This window comes from Microcoleus sp. T3_D1 (assembly GCF_036700405.1).
Taxonomy (GTDB): Bacteria; Cyanobacteriota; Cyanobacteriia; order Cyanobacteriales; family Microcoleaceae; genus Microcoleus.
Genome location: NZ_JAUBOV010000001.1, coordinates 102600 through 119852, shown reverse-complemented (window position 1 = coordinate 119852; position 17253 = coordinate 102600). Strand labels below are relative to the sequence as shown.

At 45.2% G+C, this 17253-nt stretch carries 13 protein-coding genes; 7 read left to right on the top strand and 6 right to left on the bottom strand.

Annotated elements, in window-relative coordinates; genetic code table 11:
• Positions 1–27: 27 nt before the first annotated feature.
• A complete protein-coding gene (locus tag QT992_RS00495) occupies positions 28–2364 on the bottom strand; it encodes a glycoside hydrolase family 31 protein (protein WP_333340388.1) in 2337 nt (778 codons plus the stop codon).
• 705 nt (positions 2365–3069) lie between these two features.
• Positions 3070–3429 carry a group 1 truncated hemoglobin gene (locus QT992_RS00490; protein WP_333055558.1) on the bottom strand — a complete coding sequence of 120 codons (360 nt, stop codon included), beginning with the start codon at positions 3427–3429 and terminating at the stop codon, positions 3070–3072.
• 645 nt (positions 3430–4074) lie between these two features.
• Between QT992_RS00490 and QT992_RS00485 the strand changes: the two genes are divergently transcribed.
• The 6 genes from QT992_RS00485 to QT992_RS00465 all read left to right on the top strand — a co-directional run bounded on the left by QT992_RS00485 (position 4075) and on the right by QT992_RS00465 (position 8451).
• A complete protein-coding gene (locus QT992_RS00485) occupies positions 4075–4677 on the top strand; it encodes a 2OG-Fe(II) oxygenase (protein WP_333340390.1) in 603 nt (200 codons plus the stop codon).
• Positions 4678–4893: 216 nt separating this feature from the next.
• Entirely contained in the window at positions 4894–5337 is a 444-nt protein-coding gene (locus QT992_RS33470; RefSeq protein WP_445305788.1) for a deaminase domain-containing protein, read from the top strand.
• A 17-nt stretch (positions 5338–5354) separates the two neighbouring features.
• Complete coding sequence (locus tag QT992_RS00480; protein WP_333315075.1) at positions 5355–6224, top strand: hypothetical protein; 870 nt, start codon at positions 5355–5357, stop codon at positions 6222–6224.
• Between the two features lie 68 nt (positions 6225–6292).
• Positions 6293–6682, top strand: coding sequence for a hypothetical protein (locus QT992_RS00475; protein ID WP_333315077.1), 390 nt, complete (start codon positions 6293–6295; stop codon positions 6680–6682).
• A 138-nt stretch (positions 6683–6820) separates the two neighbouring features.
• Positions 6821–6955, top strand: a complete 135-nt coding sequence (locus tag QT992_RS00470) for a hypothetical protein (protein WP_333315079.1) — start codon at positions 6821–6823, stop codon at positions 6953–6955.
• A 221-nt stretch (positions 6956–7176) separates the two neighbouring features.
• Positions 7177–8451 (top strand): alpha/beta hydrolase, encoded by a 1275-nt coding sequence (locus QT992_RS00465; protein ID WP_333315080.1) that lies wholly within the window; start codon positions 7177–7179, stop codon positions 8449–8451.
• Positions 8452–8538: 87 nt separating this feature from the next.
• Here the strand turns inward: QT992_RS00465 and QT992_RS00460 are convergent, their stop codons facing one another.
• The 4 genes from QT992_RS00460 to QT992_RS00445 all read right to left on the bottom strand — a co-directional run bounded on the left by QT992_RS00460 (position 8539) and on the right by QT992_RS00445 (position 13478).
• On the bottom strand, positions 8539–11568 hold the full coding sequence (locus QT992_RS00460; RefSeq protein ID WP_333340395.1) for a CHAT domain-containing protein: 3030 nt from the start codon (positions 11566–11568) through the stop codon (positions 8539–8541).
• A gap of 58 nt (positions 11569–11626) precedes the next feature.
• A complete protein-coding gene (locus QT992_RS00455) occupies positions 11627–12388 on the bottom strand; it encodes a DUF1822 family protein (RefSeq protein ID WP_333340397.1) in 762 nt (253 codons plus the stop codon).
• Complete coding sequence (locus QT992_RS00450) at positions 12385–13080, bottom strand: hypothetical protein (protein WP_333340400.1); 696 nt, start codon at positions 13078–13080, stop codon at positions 12385–12387. Before QT992_RS00450 ends, QT992_RS00455 begins: the two co-directional genes overlap by 4 nt.
• Positions 13081–13214: 134 nt before the next feature.
• Positions 13215–13478 (bottom strand): HNH endonuclease, encoded by a 264-nt coding sequence (locus tag QT992_RS00445; protein WP_333314590.1) that lies wholly within the window; start codon positions 13476–13478, stop codon positions 13215–13217.
• Between the two features lie 1052 nt (positions 13479–14530).
• Between QT992_RS00445 and QT992_RS00440 the strand changes: the two genes are divergently transcribed.
• A complete protein-coding gene (locus tag QT992_RS00440; protein WP_333340403.1) occupies positions 14531–16705 on the top strand; it encodes a glutamine synthetase III in 2175 nt (724 codons plus the stop codon).
• Positions 16706–17253 lie beyond the last annotated feature (548 nt).

Below are 17253 nucleotides of genomic sequence, written 5' to 3'. Positions count from 1 at the left end.
AGGGCGCAACATCTCAGAAATATCAAACTATCCAAATGTCAAACGCCGCACCGTACCATTATCTGTAAATCGCTGTTCGCCAACGCCAACAACTTCCACAATAACTTCGCGTTCTGATATCGAAAATTGACCCTCGCGCGCGGCAATTTCAACGAGGGTTTTTTCCCCTTCCAAATACACCTTGTAATTAGTCGTAGCCCAGACACCTTTTTCATGTTCAAAACTGTGTCCATCGTCCTCATAAAGCGTCCATTCACCGCTTCCGGGCCAAATTCGCATTTTTAATGACTCAAGCGGTTCTTCGCTGACAAATTGCCTCACAGGTGCGATCGCAATTATGCCCCCTCCCCGCACGTAAAGCGGCATTCTCTCCAAAGGTGCATGGGCTAAAATGTGCATCGGGCCCTGATAGCATTCGCCCGTCCACCAATCGTACCAAGTACCCTCCGGCAAATACACGGCGCGGTGCTCAACTCCGGGGCGGTAAACAGGTGCAGCCATCAGCGACGGGCCGAGTAATACTTGATCGTAAAGGTGATAAGTTGTGCGATCGCGCGGAAAGTGATATAGTAGCGGTCGCAAAATCGGCGTTCCCGTCGTCGCAGCTTCCCAAAACAACGTGTAAATATAAGGCAACAACTGATAGCGCAAATTGATGTAATCGCGGCAAATCTTCTCAGTGCGAGATCCAAAAACCCACGGTTCGTGCTGCGCCGTACTCATCGCCGAATGACCGCGCATCAAGGGATACAGCATCCCCACCTGCATCCACCGCGCGAACAGTTCAGCCGTTGCATTCCCCGCAAAACCGCCGATGTCGCAACCGACAAACGCCACGCCGGAAAGCCCCATATTGCAAAGCATTGGTAGCGACATTTCTAGGTGTTCCCACTGCGATTGATTGTCGCCCATCCACACCGACGAGTAACGCTGAACGCCCGCAAAACCCGATCGCGTCAGCACAAAAGATCGATCGCCCGATCGCACTTTTTGCAACCCCTCAGCACAAGCTTTCGCCATCATCAACCCGTACAAATTGTGCGTTTCCGCGTGGGTAGCGCGATCGGATTCCGGGCCTTGCGGTGCATCCAAGGGAAAGCTGATGTGTTCGCCGCCGTCACCAAAAGGCCGTTCGGCGATCGCAGGTTCGTTCATGTCGTTCCAAATCCCCGCAATCCCAATATCTGTCAGGGTTTTGTGCAATTCCCCCCACCACTGGCGCACCTCCGGCCGCAGGAAGTCGGGAAACACCGCTTTGTCGGGCCAAACGTAACCGTGGAATAGCTTTCCCTCTGCGGTACGGACGAAATAGTCATTCTCCACACCCTCATCGAATATTTCATAATCTGCTTCCGGTTCGTACTTGACACCGGGATCGACAATCGTGACAACCTTAAAACCCGCTGCTTTCAAGTCTGCGATCAGTTTCGCGGGATCGGGGAAACGCTTCGGGCTCCAGGTAAAAACGCGGTAGCCGCGCATATAGTCGATGTCGAGGTGGATGACATCGCAGGGAATCGCCCGATCGCGAAATTCCTTCGCCAACTCGCGCACAATGTCCTCTGATTCGTAGCTCCAGCGGCATTGGTGGTATCCCAGCGCCCATTTTGGCGGAATCGGCATCCGGCCGGTTAACTGCGTGTAGGTGGCGAGAATTTGGGCGGGTTCCGGGCCGTAAATGATGTAGTAGTCGAGTTCCGGGCCTCTGGTTTCCATCCGCAAAACCCCCGGTTGTTCGGCGCCGATGTCGAATTGACTCCAAAAAGTAGTGTTAAAGAAAATGCCGTAAGCGCGATCGGGATTCATGGCGATGTAAAATGGGATCGCCTGGTACATTTCATCGGTGAGGGAATTGTAGTCGAGGGAGTCGGTTGTCCAGTTTGTCTTGACTTCGGAGAGTTTGTCGAGAAAGCCGGTGCGTTGGCCGAAACCGTAGAAGTGCTCGTCTGCTTCGATGCGCTTCCAGCCCGCGGCCCGGCCTGCGCGCCATCCCATATTGCGATCGCAGTCGCTAGCAAAGGGTTTTCCCGATTTGTCAAAGCATTCGATTGCAGCGCGATCTCGCTTTACGGAAATTAATATTTGTGCGGTTTCAATTTCTATTTTTTCCTCGGTTTCTCGCACTTCAAATGGTATAATTTCCCACTCTTCGTCAGGGACTGTTATTGAGTGCGATCGGCTGTTAAATTCACCTGTCGGGGACATTCGCACTCGGATTAAATTCGGTGCGAGGATGCTGATATTTAGGGATATCTCGCCGCAATTAAAGTGAATTGTGCGATCGGTTTTATTTATGGATTGTACGGAGGCGATGGTTGACCAAGGCTGTTCAGTAGTTTGGAGTTTTCCGAAGTATTGCGGCATATACGATTTGGTAATTGGCAATTAGTAAACCGATCGTGCAAGCCGCACTTGACTACCGTCATCTAGCTAAAGGAGGAATATAACTTGTCAGTATTTCAAGTAAATTAACAAATGCGGTAAAATATACTTCGGCAATACCGTGGCTAGCCGAATAAGCTACTATAGAAAATGAAACAGGTATCCATAAATTAAGTTGAAAATAACTGAGCCTTTGCACCATTTTTCATTTTAAATCAGGCTTTATGAACAGGCAAGATGCCTGTTCCACAAAGACTAAATTTTCTTGTGGAACAGGCATCTTGCCTGTTCTTGATAACACAAGATGCCTGTTCCACAAAGACTAAATTTTTCTTGTGGAACAGGCATCTTGCCTGTTCTTGATAACGAATAAGCTACTATAAAAAATGAAACAGGTATCCATAAATTAAGTGGAAAACAACTGAGGTTTTGCACCATTTTTCATTTTAAATCAGGCTTTATGAACAGGCAAGATGCCTGTTCCACAAAGACTAAATTTTTCTTGTGGAACAGGCATCTTGCCTGTTCTTGATAACGCCTCAATTGTGAACTTTTCTCTTCCTTCGCCTCGAAAGCGGTTCATTATATCCGGCAAACAACAAAGTGGAGTTTTCGCTTCACCTTACGAAATCTCCACTTTTATCACTATTCTAGTGGCTGCAAAAAACCAGTTGCATTCACTCGATCTTACTTGTACAAAACAGCCTCTTTCAAAGTCGCGATCTTACCTAGCGCTTCATCGAGATCCTCTTGGGACGCGCCGTGGGCAACTATTGCATCTGTCAAATGCTTCACAATTGCATCAAAGTGTTCAGGCTGTAAATTCAAACCTGCGTGTGCTTTCTCCATTGAACGGCCTGAGTATTGCTTGGTGCCGCCGAGGGCATAGGAGATAAAAGCAGTTTGATGGCGGCGCTGCTTTTCCATATCTGTATGATCGAAGAAGTGGCTCACTATCTCGTCAGCCAAAACATCGCGGTAAAAATCATCGACTATCTCTTTAATGGCTGGCTCTCCACCCATTTTTTCGTACAATGTTGTTGCCATATCGTTTCAGCGAGTTATTTTTTTTCCCTTACTCTTTAATTATAGCTGGCAGCTTTGATTTTTTCCACTGTGAAATGTTAATTTAATCTGAAATAATTACTTAGTAACTGTTGCGACTGCTGGTATTTTTTAGACCACATTCTCTAATTGTAAACTTTATTAACGTTCTATCGCCAGTTAGATATTGTCGATCGCCCTCCCAGCATTTTGACCTAATGCACGGCTTGCTTGTTTTAGCAAGATGTTTCCTACACACCACCAACACGCATCTCTTTTCGAGCTAGCAAACTCAAGAAATCGATGGGCAAACAGAGGCCGGATGCGATCGCAATTTACGCGATCGCCTCTGCAATTGGACAAGTTAAAATAAATGGGCGATCGGCTTCCCAGCAGCATCATGTATAATCAAACTGCAAATATAATCGAATCACCACAACGATCGCCTGTATAGTAATATTTGGCAGTTGCTAGTCGGTTGCGACACTTCCGGGCGATCGCCCGCAGTTAAGAAAAACCTTTGACTTAAGTACGCGGACTTAAATCAAGATTATTATCTCCTCCGCCAGGAACGAAGCAATCCCAAGTCTGAGAGATTGCTGCATTTCTATCTGCTGTTTCCTTAAACTTTGATGATTTTTGAGTGCCTTGAAATACTATAGCCAACATCCTAACGCTTTCTCGATCGACTACCTCAACGACTTGCGAGGAGCAATTCTAGCCTCCCCTTATCTAGCAATCAACAACCTCAACCGCGATTTCATTGGCACCAAAGGGTTTTCCGTGGTGTTTCAACGTTCTGAAATCGCCGAACTAGAACGGCGGTTCCCTTTGTTCAAACCCTATCTAGACCAAGCATTACAGCCTGAATGCAATGCTTTTTACCTCAACCCTTTGTTGCTGGGTGAAGGTTCCCGCGTCGATCCGCATATCGATCGATCTTTGCGATCGTACTGCAAAACTGTGGAACCTCCCGCAGCCGTCAGCGTTTTGTACGTACAAGTACCGCCGAACTTGCAAGGGGGAGAGTTGATACTGCGGCGCAACAAACAGCAAGTCGGGCAGATTAAGCCGCAAGCCAACTCGCTGATCTATTTTCAAGGAGATTTGACTCACTCTGTCAACGCCGTTAAAAGTACCGGAACTCGTTTGAGTTTGGTTTGCGAACAGTACAGTTTGAGCGAAACAGAACTGCAAGATATTCCAGGATTCACAGTGGAATCTAGGGCCGTGAAAGCAAAAATTAAGTAAGGTTTATTCGAGCCTGGGAGGATGATAAATTCAGGACACGCTTAACCAGCCACTTGCATCAAGGGTTCCATAACCGCCAACTTATGTGCTGGGAGATTATCCATAACCACTACTGCGACCCGAGTGGGTTAAGACCGAGCATTATGGGCGAAAGCCTTGAAGGAAAAAAAGAATGATGCTAGCTTTATAAATATAGTTTTTTGAGGAGCTAAAGTTCTGAGAAAAGAGGACTTAAAAGCTGATGCTGTTTTAATCCGACAGCAGTACCTCAAGAAACCAGTCGGCAAAGGAAATGTCGCACTTGCTGAGCTACAGGTTAAGGGAGGTGTAGCCTTTTGTGCAGCAGCAACATCTAGAGGTGGCAGCAAAAGTCCAATTAGGGAAATACCCAAGCCGAAGTCAGCAGGAGGACAATTCGAGCCAGCTATTGATTCTCGAACCCAGCGTATGATGGATACTGATGCTGAGTACAAAGTTTTGTCACAAATTGCTGATACTCTTGAGATGTTCTATGATCTTGAAGTAGAAGGCCAACTCTACCTGTATACTGAGTTCCAGCCATGTGAAAGTTGTAATAGCATTTTGAGACAGTTTAAGGAGAAGTTCCCGCACATAAAGATAGAAGTTTTCTGGGATTACCCGTATCCACCCGAATCTTAAAGAGGAAGAAATCAGTTATGACTTTGGAATACAGCAGTCTTACAGAAAAAAGGTTGTCCTTGTTGCGCCAATTGCCTGAATCCATCCAAGGTACCCTAAGTAGGGTAGGGCAGCAACATTATGAAGAACTCTATGAACCAGAAGCAGAGGATGCAGCTTCACTTCAAGATGCTTTAGATGAAATTCTGGAAGTGTTTCAGAGTAACAACCAAACACTGAGCCACATTCGTTATGTTTGGATGGCGCTGATACTAGCTTCAGTTGTAGAACCAACAGTTCAATATTATCAACCATTAAACTTGATTCCACAAAAAACTATTAGTAAGATAGAACTATGGCTCCTAGAAAATCTTGAAAAGATGCTGGATTCTCAAAGAAAGTTTTCTAATGCTCTAAGAGAGGAAGAGTTTAAGGCTCTAGTAGATGTGATTAAAATTGATTATACAAAAGATAAAAAGTTGGAAAATTTTCAAATAATATTTGAAGCATTAGATGTTTATAGGAGTGCGATTAAAACTTTGGATTACAATCAATCCTTAGAATCATTACTAGATATATTAGAGAATTGTTTAGAGGGCTATGCAATCTTCCCCGGTTCCCACGGACGACGTGAGTTATTCGATTGGTGGCTACTAGAGGTTGTACCAGCAAGCTGGTATCTAATGCCTCCCAGTTCTATCTACTCGCTAGATAAATTGGGGAATGAAAAAAATAATGGTTTTTGTCACATGAATAAATTGAATGAAATTAGCTCTGCCATGTGGAGCATTATCTTGACAGCTTCTACCAGTAGACAGAGGTCAAAGCTGCGAACTTTCCCTAACAACTTTGAGGATTATTTAAACACAATACCAGGGGATGTTAGACTTGATAAGTGGGCAAGTTAATCTAAGTAACACTGCAAGTATATATAAAGATAGCGTTGAAACTATTTTTAGTTAAAGGAAGGACTGCAATGAGTAAGCCAGAAGATATTATAGCTGAAATAATGAAAAATCTTCACGAAAAAGAGCGCGATCAAGATGTTAATGAAAAGGAAGAAAGTAACTATGGAGAGGAATATATTTCCCAGCTTAAATCAGTTTGTAAAAGTTTTCTCAAAAAAGAATCTTTGGAAGTTGGACAAATCGTGAAATGGAAAGAAAACTTAAAAAATAGAAAGCTTCCCCACAAGAATCAACCAGCAATTGTTATTGCCATATTAGATAAACCTGTCATCAGCACTGATGATGAAGCTGGTAGCCCCTACTTCTTAGAAACTTTAGATATCATTCTGGGGATCGTAGTTGAAAACGGCACATTTTTAACTTATTACTATGATAGCAGAAGGTTTGAGCCTTATTAATTTATGTTTATATATTAATGGGAAACCTTTGAGGAAATGCCCCTTTAGTCAGCATAAATATTGAAAAATTAACGAGAAATCATGTGAGATTTGCTGATTCAAAACGGGTAAATTTTTGAGGGTTTAGGCTCTGCACCGATGCGGGGGGATATTGGTATTCAAAATGGTAAGATTGTGGCGATCGCATCCTCTCTTACCTCCAAGGCTCATCAAGTGGTAGATGCTTCTGGCTTGTGGGTGACACCGGGATTTATCGACATTCACACCCACTAGGCTCTAGAGTTAGAAATTGCACCCGGATTAAGCAAATCACTTCGTCATGGCGTTACCAGTGTTGTAATTGGCAATTGCAGCTTGTCTGTTGCAGTTGGTAAACCCCAAATGCTGGCAGATATTTTTCAGACAGTCGAAACTTTTTCCCACCAACTGATTGCCAAAGGGCTGAAACAGCCAGATTAATTTAAACTGATTAAAAATTAGGCTGCGAAAATCCGATGATCCACAAGAAGAACCGCAAAAAGTTACCTTTATTAGCAGCATTCTTAGTCTCGCCATTTATTTCTTGGTTTCTGAGTGCGATCGCCCTATTTCTCAGTCTCTGGATCATCGTACCAGCACCCACGATGTTCCTGTATCCTTTGGCGGTAGGAGCACCAGAAATCAGTCCTTGGTTGGTCGGTATCAATACGATCGCCCTTGTGCTGAACCTGCTCAGACGGCATCAAGGCAAAGTCTACATTATTTTACTCATTTGTAACCTGTTCGCCCTCATCCTGGGCCTGCTACCCCTGATTCAGTTCCCAGCAGCCAATGCAGCCATAGCTACTCAAATGCAAGCAGTTTTAGGGCAAAACTATTTAGCAGCCGTTCCTCAAACCCATCGCGCGCAGCTACGCCCTCAACCGTTTATCCTCGCAGATGCGTTCCGAGGAATTCCGATTAGAGACGTTAGGATCGATCGGGCTATTGTATTTGCCAACCCTGACGGAGTTTCACTGCAACTCAACGTTTATCGGCCGATGCAAATTGGCAAATATCCGGCGATTATCACACTCTACGGGGGAGCTTGGCTCAGAGGCAATCCCGATTCCCATGAGGAATTCAGCCGCTACATGGCCGCCCAAGGCTATTGTGTGGTTGCAATTGCTTACCGCCACGCTCCCAAATATCGCTTTCCTGCTCAGCTTGAGGACGTACAAGCCGCTCTTTCCTATATCAAAACTCATGCTGGTGATTGGTCCATCGATCTCGATCGAATTGCTTTGATGGGAAGATCAGCAGGTGCCCATTTAGCAATGCTAACTGCTTATAATTCTAGTGTGCTTCCAGTTCGAGCAGTGGTGAACTATTACGGGCCAAATGACCTGATCCGGGGATACAATGACCCACCTTTTCCTGATGCCATAAATGTTCGAGCCGTCTTGCGTGCCTTTTTGGGAGGAACGCCAGACGAACTCAACGAGCTTTACCGTCGGGCTTCTCCCATCAATTATATTAAACCGAATCTTCCCCCTTCTCTACTGGTTTATGCAGGCCGCGACCATATCGTTCAGCCCAAGTTTGGTCGATCGCTCTACCAACGATTGCGAGCCACGGGCGATTCCCTACGGGATAGCTTCGCTTCACGGGCTATTTTGCTCGAAATTCCTTGGGCTGAACACGCCTTTGATGCCGTTTTTAATGGCCCGAGCAATCAATTAGCTTTGTACTACACAGAACGCTTTTTGGCTCATACTCTGAAGTCTTCGGATTACCAACGAGTTAAATAAAAATTATCAACTTACTCATTAATTGTCGCACCAACTTTGTAAGGATGCGGGGATGAGTTTTGTTGAGGATTTAAATGTGATTGAATTTTACCGAATCCCAGTGCAGGTAAAAGCAGCCCAGTAAAAAGGGTGAGAGAACGGCTTTAATTCTTGACAATATTTATCTAAATTTTTGAGAGATAAATAAATTTGTTTGCCAATTTTATCATACTTTTTGTATTCTTCATCCCATTGCTGATATTCTGAGGAACCGGAGGAGCAAGCTTTTCGTTCTGCCTCGGATATTTTGCGGAGCGTGTGGGTTTCTTCACGTTTCTGTTTCAAAAGTTCTGTGAGTTGGGGTTTATAACTAGCCGCTAAGGTATTGCCCGTAAGCTCTCGCAACTTAACTTGAGCTTGTCTAATAGCCTCTGGGCGATTCTTTCCCTGCTGCCACTCTTGATAGTAAAAAATGGAGAAAAGCGCCGTAGCTAAATCATCGACAGCCCAAAGCGTACTGATAACACTTCTGGCTCCCGCCGACAAAAAAGCAGTTGAAAAAGTGAGGATATCACCAGTAATTTCACTCAATCCCAATCCAGTTTCGCAGCAGGAAAGAAATACATCCGACAACTGAGGGAGACGCCATGCAGGAGTCATTAGCTGACCTAAAGTAATGCAGCCATCTCCTAAAATTAATGTCGATTCAAAGGGATTGTCAAAGCGCGACTGGGCGTGGTGGCTAGAGTGGAGGATTTGGACGGTTTGCGCCAGTTCTCGATAGTTACTAACAGTAGCTTGATGGCGACCTTTTAAGCGTTGATTGTCTGGGATACTATAAAAAACTGCGATTTGCTCTCCTTCAAAGCTGGCGCAAGGCAAGTCGCCCGTCGCATCTTCAATAGTGCCACAGTTTAGATTATTGCCGGGGGAAGGGCGTTGCTGGCAGAATTCTAAGACTTGACAACTAGGTGCGTAACGAATGAGAAACTTGTCTCCTAAATATCGGTTGTCTCCGATGGGTAGTGCAGCGAAGGGGATTTGGTGAAGGGCAAAATGAGGAACTATAATCAGTTCCGAAATTCCTTCTAAATGCCATAAGATTAGATCGTTTAAATTTAACTGTTGTGCCAGTTTAGTTAACATCCCAACGAACTCTTCTTTCCAAGAATTGTTATCTTCAACATATTGTCCTAACCAATTTTGGAAAATCCATCCGTGCAAAGTCTCAAATCCTAAATCAGCGCAACTTTGCAGGGTAATCTCGTTTTGCCGCACGACGAAGATAAAGGTGTCGCTAACAGTGGTGTAAAAGCTAATAATTGCAGTGGTGGGTTTGTCGATAAGCTTCTGGATGGATGGGAATTTGAGAGGATTGACTCGAATTTGACCCGCAAGCACCGGATCTAAGCGACGAAGTTGTTCCCAAATTAGGAGTTTTTCAGCTTCCAGATCAGCTATTATTTGATTGTAAGCTGCTAGTGCTGCACGGCTGTTATCAAGTTTGCTATTATCAAAGTCGTTGCTAGGTTGATTGCGCCCTCGTTCCTTGTCAATTTGCTGCTGTAGGCGTTCAAAATCCTGTAAATACTCTAGAATTTCAGCAGAAATTTCTGCACTTGAGTAGAGATCATTGCTTGCCATTAAGTCTACGAGGCGTTTAGAGCGCGATCGCTCTACATATTCAACAGCTTTATCTAACTGCTTGTTATTGATGCAAGCTTGCACGATGTTTGCATAAATGTCGATCGCCTCTTCCAAAATTTCTTGGCGGCGAAATTCAGAAGTTGCCCAAGTACGCCTGGTTTCTACGGCTTCGATCGCGATGCCGTATCCATCAATGGCTAATTTCCAATCTTTTATTGCAAATCCTATTTTTCCAAGGGTTTCTCCAGCCCCCGAGCATTCAAATGGGAAAGCAGTTGGCGTACAAACTGTTAAAGCCAATCGATAACAAGCGATCGCTTTTTCGTGTGATTCAACCATGAAGTAACATTTACCCAGATTCATTTGAGCCATAGCCCACTCTCTAGGAAACTCATCCGGGTTAAAGACTTTTAAAGCAGATTGATGGGCGACAATAGCCATTTCTAAATTCTCATTTCGATTGCCCTCAAGTCGATGCACGTAAGCGTTGCCCAGATTCGTCTGCACTCCTGCCCAATCTGCGGGGAAAATGTCTTGAGTGTAAACTTGCAAAGCTTCGAGATTAGCTGCGATCGCCTTCTCAACATTTTCTACCGGATCGCCGTGAATTCGGTGGCGGTAAGCAGATGCCAGATTCGTTTGAGTTTGCGCCCAAAGTTCCGGGAATTCTTCGCGGGTGCGGAATAACAGGGCATTTTCATAACAGGCGATCGCTTGTTCCAAGTTTTCCGCCTTGTCGTCGCAGATGCGCTCGCGATAGATAATACCCAAATTATTTTGTATTTTAGCCCATGTTTTAGGCTCTGCTTCGCGGGTGTAAACTTCCATTGCAGCTTTGGAAGCCTCGATCGCCAATTCTTCATTTTCTAACCGATCTCCTCGGATTCGGTTGCCATAAGCAATAGCCAAATTATGTTGGATTTCTGCCGACATTTCAGGAAAGGATTCGCGGGTAAATACTTGTAGGGCATTTTGGCAGCAGGCGATCGATCGTTCTAGATTTTCGGCGCGATCGCCCTTAAAACGGCGGTGATAAGCATTACCGAGAGAGTTTTGACAAGCTGCCCACTGTTCTGGAAAAGCTTCGTAGGTTAAGACGGTGACAGCAATTTCATAACCTGCAATGGCAATCTCTAAATTATTGGCTTCATTTCCTTTTTTAAATTCATGGATGCAGTAGCTCAAAATCATAAGGCGAGCAGCGATTCCTTTTTTCCCTGCGGGTGGTGCTTCAGATAGTATCGCAGACGAGTGATATCGCAACACCTTAACAAAGTGTTCATCGAGTTGAGCTTGATTAGCTTCAAGCACGACGTTAATTTCTCGCACTATCCTTTGGTCAACCGTTTGGAAATTCCTGCGACTCTCTGAAATAGCGTCTAATAATTGAAAGAATAAACGAAACCGAGTTTCCTCTTGGATGGAATCCCATTGTGCTTTCTGGCGTTTTGTCGCTGGGGGAGCTTTCTTCGGGCCGAATCCTTTTGCCATATTCTTTACAGGTTACGAAGGGGATACTACATATACACATCAGCCATCCGCTCCAAAATTACGCAGCATCCCTCCATATTTCTGCTAACTTCTCCAGCAGTGCTTCGGCTAAATCTTCTAAATCAGTGTCGGCGCGATCGGCACTTTCACGAGTAAACTCCCCTCCTGCGGTACTCCCTGCTAACATCTCTCCCCCTGCGTACCGCCACTCGTACTCGTCGCAAGTTCGATAAATACGCTCTAATTGGGCAACAATATTGCTCTGCGATTGAGTTTGGATCGTAGAGCGTACCTGTACCGCCACTGGATCGTCTGTTTCTAAGAAGGCGATCGCTTCTTCTAAACGAGTAATCTGTTCAATTAAAGTGTCGATCGGCATCAGTTCTGCTACCGCGAGTTGTTGCGGTGGATTTGAGCTATCTAAGCTGGGAGCAAATCCCAATAGTTGCACGGAGTCCAGGCGATCGCTAAATTGTACTCCCACATATCCAATCCGATTTTCTATTACTTCTTCGGGTAAGAGAATGGTTGTTTCACCAGGTAAAACTGGGCGGCATTCTAAGGAGCCAATGCCAGGAATTACCAAGTCAGCGACATTAGCTAGTGTCGTTTTTACTTGATTGAAGCTATCAGAACCTTCCAAATCTGTTTCAATTTGCAGCCATTTTAAATAGCTGTGAACCGCGTAAACTGCCAGTGCATTCAAGTAAACTCGTTTTCCTTTTTGGACTGTACTTTGAACGGCTGCCAACTGTCGCGCCCTTTCGTGAGCTTTTAACTCTATTGGTACTGTTAACAGAGGTAGTTCTGCGATGTTCATGGTTGTGGTTCCTGTTCATATCCTAGAGTGCGGGCTATTTCTTGCAACGAGGGTTTGCATTTTTTCTGCCAGTGAGAATTCAGCGTTGTGTAATTAACCTTTAACTCTTTTGCTAAGTTTTTAAATTTGTCAGGGGGTTCTTTTAATACTCTTCTCATGCTGAGGAATTGGCCGTTGCACTCCGGGTTAGAACGAGGGTAGCTATTTTTTAGCTTGCCTTCTGGATCTTGTTCTATGTAAAGTTCAAGTTCGAGACCAATCCGCTGAATAGTTTCTTTCTGAGAACTTTCAATCATGCCATCCAACCCGCTGAGCGTAAAATCGGGTAATACTTCAAGCCGAGTTGTTTCCCCAGCATCCACCGCAATCGGTGCATCTAAACTAATTGGAGCATCTGTGTCAGGAGAGTACAAATCTTGAATTCGCCAACCCAGGTAGCCGTTGATCCAGTTGACAAAACTTTTTGAAACAGAAGGCGATCGCGGTTCAAATTTAGCAATGTCGCGGCTGACCCATGCTAAAGTAAGGTTGAGGGCTTCAGGATAATTTTGATGGGCTGATTTTTTGACTCCTGGTAGTTGCTGAATTTGTAATAACAGCTTGTTCATGGCTGTTCGGCATTTTCTACTGTTAGCTGGGTTGTGGCGCACCTCTGCAATTAGAGCGCTTAACCGTCCATCTAGGTCATCCATGCGACTTTTTTGAGGAGCAAGTTAGTTTGTTAGACATCTCCCATAATTGTTGTGGAACAGGCATCCTGCCTGTTCTTGACAGGCTTTTTGGGAGATGTCTATTAGCTATGAAAATTCGCGATCGTGCGAAAATCCTAAGCTATTTTCTCATGTGGTTGAGCTCTTTGTGTGCGTAAGTTCTTGCCGGGAGGAGGCAAGAGGCTATTTCCACGCGAATTATTGCAACTGAAGCAGGCTAAACGCAGGTTGGAGAGTGCGTTAGACCCGCCTCGGCTTTTCGGGAGTAAGTGTTCGATGGTTGTTTCTGATTTCTGCATCGACTTGTTGCACCAGTGGCAGCGGTTTCCGTACAGTTCCAGAAGTTGGCGTCTTTTGTTGCGTCTTGAAGCTGGGGACATAAAGCTTTGGGATGCTCACGGCTGTTACGTGTTCATTTACGTATCAGCTCCCTGCTAAAAATTTACGCAGCAGTTTCTAACAGAGGGATAACATTTGCCTTAAGTCTTTTCATCACCTTGAAATGAATTTAAATATCCAGCTATACGTCTGTCGCTTGTTGTATAAGAGAGTCGGTGATTTTGTGAGAAGTTAAATTTTTAATTTGATGACGATTGCTCAAAAGTTTGAAAAAGCGAGATCCCTTTCTTGGTACACTATATATAGTATCCCTCGATAAGTCCTGTAAATGTACGATCGCCCCCCTGTTTTAGCGCCCCATGCCCTGTTAAACTGAAATCCTGCGGTTGTGTGCGATCGGCGCGATCGACCTTTCTAAAAAAAACCTAAAATTCTGTAGTCTAGGATACATTTATTTAGTTAATGATTGTTTAAACTCTCCAAGTGTAGATTGTGTACTCTCCATAATTCTCCAAAACCCCTAAACGAGTGCGTTGTTTGCTGGACTGCGATTTATCGATCGTCGAACCGTTAAAAACCATAAGTAGTTTTGACCTGAATTCATCGGAATTGATTTGCACAAAATTTTTGAGCTGACCAGAGTGAAGATTAGCTACTAAATCTGTGCAGCGCAGGCATCTATCATGTTGACTCAAATTAGTACAGGGTCTTGTCATCTATTTTATTGCTAATAACCGAAATCCAACCGCATCTCACACTGGATTGTCACACCCGATGGACGGCGGCGAAGTCATTGAGCCTCGCTCCTCCAATCTTTTCGAGCCTGCCAAAAAAGGCCTTCTCGCAAAAGTTAGCTTTGACAAAAAATGTTGGGTAAATCTCATATGTTGCACCATTCTCAATTAGCCTTTTATGAACAGGCTGGACGGCCTGTGAAGCGAGAAAATTGATCTCTTGTGGAACGGGCCGGAGAGCCCGTTCTTGAGAATGGTGCAAAACGTTGGGTAAATCCAACATATTCGTCAATCGTTAGACTTTTGCTAACATCTATTTTTTCTCAACTACTCGTCCTGCAATCCCAATAAAAATAACCATGAGTGGAAACGAATCGCGCGTTCAAGCAATTTCTCAAATCGTCAACCGCCAACTGATGCCTGGTCGGCCTCCCAAGCGGCTCGAAGATATGTGGGCTACAGACGTTTTTACTCTGAGCAAGATGCAAGAAAGTCTGCCCAAAAGCATTTTCAAATCAGTAAAAAACACCGTTCAAACCGGTCAAAAACTCGATGCTTCCGTAGCTGATGTAGTTGCAGTAGCAATGAAAGATTGGGCTATTTCCAAAGGAGCCCTCTACTACGCCCACGTATTCTACCCGCTAACCAACGGCACCGCCGAAAAGCACGACGGTTTCATCTCAGTGCAAGGCGACGGTTCCGTCATCTCAGAATTTGCAGGGAAAGTTCTCGTACAAGGCGAACCCGATGGCTCCTCATTCCCCAACGGCGGCATCCGTTCCACCGCCGCCGCTCGCGGATACACAGCCTGGGATGTCACCAGCCCTGCTTATGTCATGGAAACAGACAACGGCATGACATTGTGCATTCCTACTGTTTTCATCTCTTGGACAGGTGAAGCCTTAGACAAGAAAACGCCGCTTTTGCGTTCCATTGCCGCCATGAACAAAGCAGCAACCCGAGTGTTAAAGCTATTAGGCAATACCGAAGTGGCTCCGGTAAATTCCAGTTGCGGTTCCGAACAAGAATACTTCCTGGTAGATGCCAATTTCACCAACAACCGCCCCGATTTGCTGCTAGCAGGTCGCACCTTGTTTGGCAAAGCTCCTGCGAAAGGTCAGCAATTTGACGACCACTATTTTGGAGCGATACCAGAGCGCGTTCAAGTCTTCATGCAGGAAGTAGAAGAAAGAATGTACCGTCTGGGAATTCCTGCCAAAACCCGCCACAACGAAGTAGCTCCCGGTCAGTTTGAAATTGCACCAGTTTTTGAAGCTGCAAACGTCGCCAGCGACCACCAACAATTAACCATGACAATTCTCCGCAACACTGCGAAGAAACACGGTTTTATGTGTTTGCTGCACGAGAAGCCTTTCGCCGGCATTAACGGTTCTGGCAAACACGTCAACTGGTCGGTCGGGAATGCCACCCAAGGAAACTTATTAGACCCAGGCGATACACCGCACTCGAACATACAATTTCTAGTTTTCTGCGGCGCTGTGATTCGCGGAGTTCACAAATACGGCCCGCTGTTGCGCGCGGTAGTTGCGACTGCCAGCAACGACCACCGATTGGGTGCAAATGAGGCTCCACCAGCAATTATCTCTGTCTATTTGGGTTCGCAATTAGAAGATATCTTCGGGCAAATTAGCCGGGGAGAAGTTAAGGACTCTAAAGGTCGGGGAATTATGAACTTAGGTGTAGAAACACTGCCTACTTTCATGAAGGATGCTGGAGACAGAAACCGGACTTCGCCCTTTGCCTTTACTGGAAACCGATTTGAATTCCGGGCAGTAGGTTCCGGTCAGTCTGTTTCCGGGCCGCTGGTGGCGATGAATACAATTCTTGCAGATTCTTTGGACTGGATTGCTAACAAATTAGAAAGCGATTTGGCTAACGGAACTGAACTGAATGCTGCCATCCAAACCATTCTCAAAGAAGTGATGGACGAGCACGGTGTGGTTGTATTTGGTGGCGACGGCTATTCCGAAGAATGGCACAAAATGGCCGTTGAGGAACGGGGTTTAGCTAACTTGCGGACTACGGCCGATGCTTTACCCGTGTTGAAGGAAGGATACATTGAAGACTTGTTTGAAAAGACAGGTGTTCTGACTCCAGTTGAATTGGAAAGCCGTTACGATGTTTATGCTGAGCAGTATTTGCTGGCAATTGAAGTCGAAGCAAAACTGGTAATAAGCATGGCAAAAACCATTATTTACCCCGCAGCTTTGAGGTATTTAGCTGAAGTTTCTGGAACGATTTCTAAATTGAAAGAGATTGGGATTGAGCTGGAAAAGGAAAGTGCGGAAAAAGTAGCGGTGTTGCTTAAGTCCATGATGGATACTGCGAGCAAATTGAGTGCTGCTTTGAGCAAGCACGATTTTGCTTCGACAGAAGACCATATGCAGTATGCTTCGCAAACAATTCGTCCTTTGATGGATGAGGTTCGCAAGTATGCCGATGCTCTGGAAGGTGAAGTGGCTGATGATTTGTGGCCTCTGCCTACTTATCAAGAAATGCTGTTTGTTAAGTAATCGTAAATCGGGTTAATTTCCGGTGATATTTGTAGGGACACGGCACTGCCGTGTCCTTACTTGTTTTTGAGCTTAAATGAGTGTAAACTCTTGCTGGGACGGGCTTTGGGGCCCATCTCACAAGAGTTATTTTTTCTTGTGGGATGGGCCCCAGAGCCCGTCCTAATTATTTTTGCAAGAGTCTAAGCTGTGGAGCATTTAAACGACTAACGAACCAGGTAAGGTGCGTCAGCTAGAACGGGAGCATCTCAGTTTTGCATTTACAGTGCGAGCGTCCCCGCTCGCGTATTGTACAATACGCGAGCGGGGACGCTCGCACTACAAAAAAAATGCTTTTTACAAAACTGAGATGCTCCCGCTAGAACACTTACGGTAGATGCGGGAAACGCTTATGTACTGACGCACCCCACAATCGTCCTTTAAATGTCGAACAGCTTATTGCCTGCCGACACTTTTTTGCCACGATGGAGAGCATCTTCTATGTGTAACAACACTTCTTCTGGCTCCTTCCTTCTTCCTCCTGCATTCTGCCTCACAACTTAAATGTC

What these genes read in the sequence shown, in the direction of transcription:
- QT992_RS00440 (WP_333340403.1), top strand. Translation starts at nt 14,531, where the DNA reads ATGAGTGGAAACGAATCGCGCGTTCAAGCAATTTCTCAAATCGTCAAC.
- QT992_RS00470 (WP_333315079.1), top strand. Translation starts at nt 6,821, where the DNA reads ATGCGGGGGGATATTGGTATTCAAAATGGTAAGATTGTGGCGATCGCA.
- QT992_RS00450 (WP_333340400.1), bottom strand. Translation starts at nt 13,080, where the DNA reads ATGGATGACCTAGATGGACGGTTAAGCGCTCTAATTGCAGAGGTGCGC.
- QT992_RS00480 (WP_333315075.1), top strand. Translation starts at nt 5,355, where the DNA reads ATGACTTTGGAATACAGCAGTCTTACAGAAAAAAGGTTGTCCTTGTTG.
- QT992_RS00445 (WP_333314590.1), bottom strand. Translation starts at nt 13,478, where the DNA reads ATGTCCCCAGCTTCAAGACGCAACAAAAGACGCCAACTTCTGGAACTG.
- QT992_RS00465 (WP_333315080.1), top strand. Translation starts at nt 7,177, where the DNA reads ATGATCCACAAGAAGAACCGCAAAAAGTTACCTTTATTAGCAGCATTC.
- QT992_RS00475 (WP_333315077.1), top strand. Translation starts at nt 6,293, where the DNA reads ATGAGTAAGCCAGAAGATATTATAGCTGAAATAATGAAAAATCTTCAC.
- QT992_RS00495 (WP_333340388.1), bottom strand. Translation starts at nt 2,364, where the DNA reads ATGCCGCAATACTTCGGAAAACTCCAAACTACTGAACAGCCTTGGTCA.
- QT992_RS00455 (WP_333340397.1), bottom strand. Translation starts at nt 12,388, where the DNA reads ATGAACATCGCAGAACTACCTCTGTTAACAGTACCAATAGAGTTAAAA.
- QT992_RS00490 (WP_333055558.1), bottom strand. Translation starts at nt 3,429, where the DNA reads ATGGCAACAACATTGTACGAAAAAATGGGTGGAGAGCCAGCCATTAAA.
- QT992_RS00460 (WP_333340395.1), bottom strand. Translation starts at nt 11,568, where the DNA reads ATGGCAAAAGGATTCGGCCCGAAGAAAGCTCCCCCAGCGACAAAACGC.